This window comes from Curtobacterium sp. B18 (assembly GCF_000333375.1).
Taxonomy (GTDB): Bacteria; Actinomycetota; Actinomycetes; order Actinomycetales; family Microbacteriaceae; genus Curtobacterium.
The window spans coordinates 1-4,147 of record NZ_BACZ01000296.1 but is presented as its reverse complement, the minus strand read 5'-3'; the positions used below and the strand labels follow the sequence as shown (position 1 = coordinate 4,147).

General features: G+C 72.3%; 7 protein-coding genes and 1 pseudogene. 4 read left to right on the top strand and 4 right to left on the bottom strand.

From position 1 onward, the window contains the following. A pseudogene (locus tag I5E_RS07865) lies at window positions 1-485 on the bottom strand (isoprenylcysteine carboxylmethyltransferase family protein); the annotation flags it as partial. A 152-nt stretch (window positions 486-637) separates the two neighbouring features. On the opposite strand from I5E_RS07865, the gene I5E_RS21415 reads away from it, so the two are divergent. Beyond that, window positions 638-1,426 (top strand): acyltransferase, encoded by a 789-nt coding sequence (locus tag I5E_RS21415; protein WP_022906493.1) that lies wholly within the window; start codon window positions 638-640, stop codon window positions 1,424-1,426. Here I5E_RS21415 and I5E_RS25325 read toward each other — a convergent pair. Both I5E_RS25325 and I5E_RS07850 read right to left on the bottom strand, forming a co-directional pair. Then, window positions 1,410-1,547 carry a hypothetical protein gene (locus I5E_RS25325; RefSeq protein WP_187290475.1) on the bottom strand — a complete coding sequence of 46 codons (138 nt, stop codon included), beginning with the start codon at window positions 1,545-1,547 and terminating at the stop codon, window positions 1,410-1,412. The genes I5E_RS21415 and I5E_RS25325 overlap by 17 nt on opposite strands. 94 nt (window positions 1,548-1,641) lie before the next feature. Then, window positions 1,642-2,541: an SDR family oxidoreductase gene (locus I5E_RS07850; protein WP_022906491.1), complete on the bottom strand. Its 900-nt coding sequence runs from the start codon at window positions 2,539-2,541 to the stop codon at window positions 1,642-1,644. 84 nt (window positions 2,542-2,625) lie between these two features. Here I5E_RS07850 and I5E_RS07845 point away from each other — a divergent pair, with 84 nt between their 5' ends. The 3 genes from I5E_RS07845 to I5E_RS07835 are packed head-to-tail and all read left to right on the top strand — an operon-like array spanning window position 2,626 to window position 3,482. Continuing rightward, window positions 2,626-2,961, top strand: coding sequence for a DUF3140 domain-containing protein (locus I5E_RS07845; RefSeq protein ID WP_031261847.1), 336 nt, complete (start codon window positions 2,626-2,628; stop codon window positions 2,959-2,961). A 25-nt stretch (window positions 2,962-2,986) separates the two neighbouring features. Then, window positions 2,987-3,241, top strand: coding sequence for a DUF7218 family protein (locus I5E_RS07840; protein ID WP_031261845.1), 255 nt, complete (start codon window positions 2,987-2,989; stop codon window positions 3,239-3,241). A gap of 22 nt (window positions 3,242-3,263) precedes the next feature. Then, window positions 3,264-3,482: a hypothetical protein gene (locus I5E_RS07835; RefSeq protein ID WP_022906489.1), complete on the top strand. Its 219-nt coding sequence runs from the start codon at window positions 3,264-3,266 to the stop codon at window positions 3,480-3,482. 49 nt (window positions 3,483-3,531) lie between these two features. Here I5E_RS07835 and I5E_RS07830 read toward each other — a convergent pair. Next, a partial coding sequence (locus I5E_RS07830; RefSeq protein ID WP_022906488.1) for a glycoside hydrolase family 16 protein occupies window positions 3,532-4,147 on the bottom strand: 616 nt, incomplete at its 5' end.

Below are 4,147 nucleotides of genomic sequence, written 5' to 3'. Positions count from 1 at the left end.
GGCGATGAGAGTGGCAGCACCCCGAGGAACAGGCCCCAGAACACGGTGATCTGCAGGACGGTGCCGAGGACGTGTCGACGCCGACCGGCCCGGGGGTCGGCGGTGCGGAACCGGAGCGGGCCGGTCGTCGACCACTCGGTGGGGAGCCGGCCGAGCGTGACGAGCGCCAGCGCGAGCGCCGACCCCACCGTCGCGCCGAGCATGACGAGCACGCCGACGCCGGCCTCGGTCGCCCAGGTCGCCCAGGCGGCGAGCGCGACCGCGACGAGCGCCGTCCAGACGGTGGCGACGAGGGCTGCTGCACGGACACCGAGGGCCGCGAGGGCGGACGCGACGACGAAGAGCGGCACGTCGACGACGGCGACGAGGGCCGGGTCGAGCGAGCCGAGCGTCGCGGTGCGCACCCCGTCGACGGTCGGCACCGCGATCCACCAGGCGGCTCCCGCGATCGACTGGACCGCGAAGTAGCGTCGGCCCCAGGACATGCGAGCACGGTAGCAGTGCGGGAACCGGCGGTCGGACACCGCAAGAATCGCGCAACGCCGCGGCTGCCGCGTTGTCCGTCGTGCCGGGCGCGACCTAGCGTTCCGGCTGTGTGCGAGGACGCACACGTCCACCCGCGAGACCTGGAGGCGGCATGGCCGCACACAGCGAGGCTCCGTCCACGTTCGGCTCACGACTGCGGGACGACGTCATCCACGCACGCGAGTACACGCTCTTCACGCTGCTGCTCGGGTCGCCGTTCCTGCCCCGGGCCCTGCGGCGGGTCATCGGGATCCTCGGTGGTGCGCACCTCGGGTCGAGCCCGGGGCCGCTGTACGCGCTCACGGGCGATCCGCGGAACCTCACGGTCGGCCGCGGCGTCTACTTCAACCGGAACGTCACGATCGAGGCGGTCGCCCCGGTCCGGATCGGCGCGCACTCCGCGATCGGGATGCAGGTGCTCGTGATGACGAGCCACCACGAGATCGGCGCGGACGGTACGTGGAGCGACGAGGCCACGGGACGGCCGGTCGACATCGGCGAGCGGGTCTGGATCGGCGGGCGGGCCGTCGTCCTGCCGGGCACCGTCATCGAGGACGACGTGGTCGTCGCGGCCGGCGCGGTGGTGCGGGGTCGCCTCACCGCGCGCGGGGTGTACGCGGGGGTGCCGGCTCGGCGGATCCGTGAGCTCGGACCGTCCTCGGCGCGACCGTCCCGCGACGCCACGGCGGCCGTCGCCCTCGCGGTCGCGGTGGCGGCGTCCGCGACGGAAGCGTCCCCGTCGGCCGGGGGGGCCGTCCGACGGGGTGGCCGACGCGACCGCGGCCGGGGGCGGGCTGTCCGACGGGGCGCCCCGGACGAGCGCGGCCGAGCAGGCCCCGTCGTCGGGATCCGCTCGGCCGCCGGTCGCTCCGGGGGTGTGACGCTCAGTCCTGGTGGTTGATCTGGCCCAGCCAGCGCCCGAAGGACGGCGTGCGCTCGTCGTGCAGCGCGGACAGCGTCGTGGCCGGCAGGCAGGTCCGCTGGACGTCGACGGCCGTGCTCTCGTGGAGGTCGTGGCTCATGGGGTGCTCCTTCGCGTTCGGTGCTGGGTGGTACGCCGGGGACACGTGTTCCATTCCCGGTCGTGTCGGTCCCGACGGGTTCCGGATGGTCTCGTCACGGGGTGACCATGCCGCCGTTGACGTTGAGGGTCTCGCCCGCGACGTAGCTCGACTCGTGCGAGGCGAGGAAGACGTAGGCGGGTGCGAGCTCCGCCGGCTGTGCGGCGCGGCCCATCGGCGACTCGCTCGAGCCGAAGTCGGGCAGTGACTCCGGGTCCACGCCACCGCTCGGCTGCAGGACCGTCCACGTCGGCCCGGGTGCCACGATGTTGACGCGGATGCCGCGCTCGACGAGTGCCTGGGACAGCCCCTTCGACAGGTTGTTGATCGCCCCCTTCGATGCGGCGTAGTCGAGCCGGTCGGGAGCGGGCTTGTAGGCCTCCATCGACGCGGTCGTGGTGATCGTCGATCCGGGGTGCAGGTGGGGGAGCGCCGCGCGGACGACGCGGAACAGCCCGAAGACGTTGACGTCGAACGTCGCCTCGAACTGCTCGTCGGTCAGGTCCTCCACGACCGGCTGCCACCGCTGCTTGCCGGCGACGCTGACGAGGGCGTCGAGCCCACCGAGTCCGGCGACGGCCTGCTCGACGAGCGTCGAGGCGTAGTCCCGGTCGCGCAGGTCGCCCGGCACCGGCACGGCGGTCCGGCCGGCGGCACGGATCTGCTCGATGACGTGGTCCGCGTCCGACTGCTCCTCGGGCAGGTAGGCGAGTGCGACGTCCGCGCCCTCACGGGCGAAGGCGATGGCGACCGCGCCGCCGATCCCCGAGTCCGCGCCGGTGATGAGCGCCTTCCGGCCGGCGAGCCGGCCGCTCCCGCGGTAGGTCGACTCGCCGAGGTCCGGCACCGGGTCCATGCGGCTCTGGAGGCCCGGCTCGGCTTGCGTCTGCGGCTCCGGTCGGACGTCGGGGTAGCGGGTGCGCGGGTCGGCGGGCTCGTACTGGTCGGTGGGCATGGTGCGGTTCCTCTCATCGGTTCCCACCCAGCGAACCGGACGGCCTCTGGAACCGTTTCCAGGAGTGCGGTGTTCGGTGGTCGGATGAGTGATGACGACCAGCAGACCCGCGCGGACTTCGCCGATGCCGTGAACATGACGGCATCCGAGCTCCGGAAGTGGCTCGACACGGACGAGTCGAAGCACGTCGGGCAGAAGCCGCCGGGTGGCGGCGAGTCGACCGGGCACGCCAGCGGTCGGCACATCATCCGGATCCTCGAGAAGCACCAGGCGGACTACACGAAGGACGACTACGCGCACATGCGGAAGGTCGTCGGGTACGTCGCCCGGCACGCCGAGCAGCGGCCCGAGGGTGACGTGCACGACACCCCGTGGCGGTACTCGCTCATGAACTGGGGCAACGACCCCGAGAAGCACTGAGACCCCCGGGCGTACGGTGTGCGCCATGCCGAACCAACTCAAGAAGCCGGACATGTACGAGGAGCTCCGCAAGGAGGGCGCCTCGAAGGAGAAGGCGGCGCGGATCAGCAACGCCGCAGCGGCGCGGGGCGAGCACGCGGTCGCGAAGAAGGGCGGGGAGTCCGGCTCCTACGACGACTGGACCGTGGCGGACCTGAAGCGCCGGGCCAAGGAGCTCGGACTCACCGGGTACTCGTCGAAGCGGAAGGCCGAGCTCATCGAGGCGCTCCGGCAGCACTGACCGCGTCTGGCACCATGGAGTCGTGAACGAGACGGGCATGCCGCGCTTCCGACGGATCTGGTCGACGGTGCAGGTCGGCGTGCTCGCGGTGGCCGTCGTGTTCTGCATCGTGATGCTCGTGATCGGCCAGGGCAAGCTCGACCGTGTCTACGCCGTCGCCGCGGTGTTCTTCGGCCTCGCGCTGATCGGGCACAGCACGTACCTGTGGCTCATCGCGCGGAACGGGCGCGGTCGACCCTGACGCGCGACGCGCCCAGCGGTGGCCCGGTCCCATCGGCCTCGGACGGCGCTCAGGCGTTGCTGGAGACCCGCACCCAGTCGACGGTCATCTGCTGCGGGAAGCGGGTCGACGCATCGGGCGAGCCGGGCCACGACCCACCGACGGCGACGTTGAGCACGACGAAGAACGGCTTGTCGAACACCCACGGGTTCGGCCCGACGTCCTGTCGGGTCACCGTCCGGTAGGCGGTGCCGTCGACCGTCCAGGTGACGGCGTCGGGGCGCCAGTCGACGCTGAACACGTGGAAGCCGTCGGCGAACGCGGCTCCCGTCGGGTTCCGGTAGGCGGCCGACACGCCCTGCGCGCCGGAGTACCCCGGTCCGTGCACCGTGCCGTGCACCACCGCCGGTTCGTGCCCGACGTTCTCCATCACGTCGATCTCACCGCAGGCCGGCCAACCGACCGACCCGATGTCGGCGCCGAGCATCCAGAACGCCGGCCAGATCCCCTGTCCCCGGGGGATCCGGATGCGTGCCTCGATCCGGCCGTACTGCGCCGTCGAGGTGCCCTCGGTCTTGAGCCGTGCCGAGGTGTACGAGCCGTCCGCCTCGCGCCGGGCCGTGATCACGAGGTTGCCCGCTCCGTGGAGGGCCGCGTTGCGCCGCGAGTCCGTGTACGTCTGGAGC

What these genes read in the sequence shown, in the direction of transcription:
- I5E_RS07845 (WP_031261847.1), top strand. Translation starts at nt 2,626, where the DNA reads ATGAGTGATGACGACCAGCAGACCCGCGCGGACTTCGCCGATGCCGTG.
- I5E_RS21415 (WP_022906493.1), top strand. Translation starts at nt 638, where the DNA reads ATGGCCGCACACAGCGAGGCTCCGTCCACGTTCGGCTCACGACTGCGG.
- I5E_RS25325 (WP_187290475.1), bottom strand. Translation starts at nt 1,547, where the DNA reads ATGAGCCACGACCTCCACGAGAGCACGGCCGTCGACGTCCAGCGGACC.
- I5E_RS07850 (WP_022906491.1), bottom strand. Translation starts at nt 2,541, where the DNA reads ATGCCCACCGACCAGTACGAGCCCGCCGACCCGCGCACCCGCTACCCC.
- I5E_RS07840 (WP_031261845.1), top strand. Translation starts at nt 2,987, where the DNA reads ATGCCGAACCAACTCAAGAAGCCGGACATGTACGAGGAGCTCCGCAAG.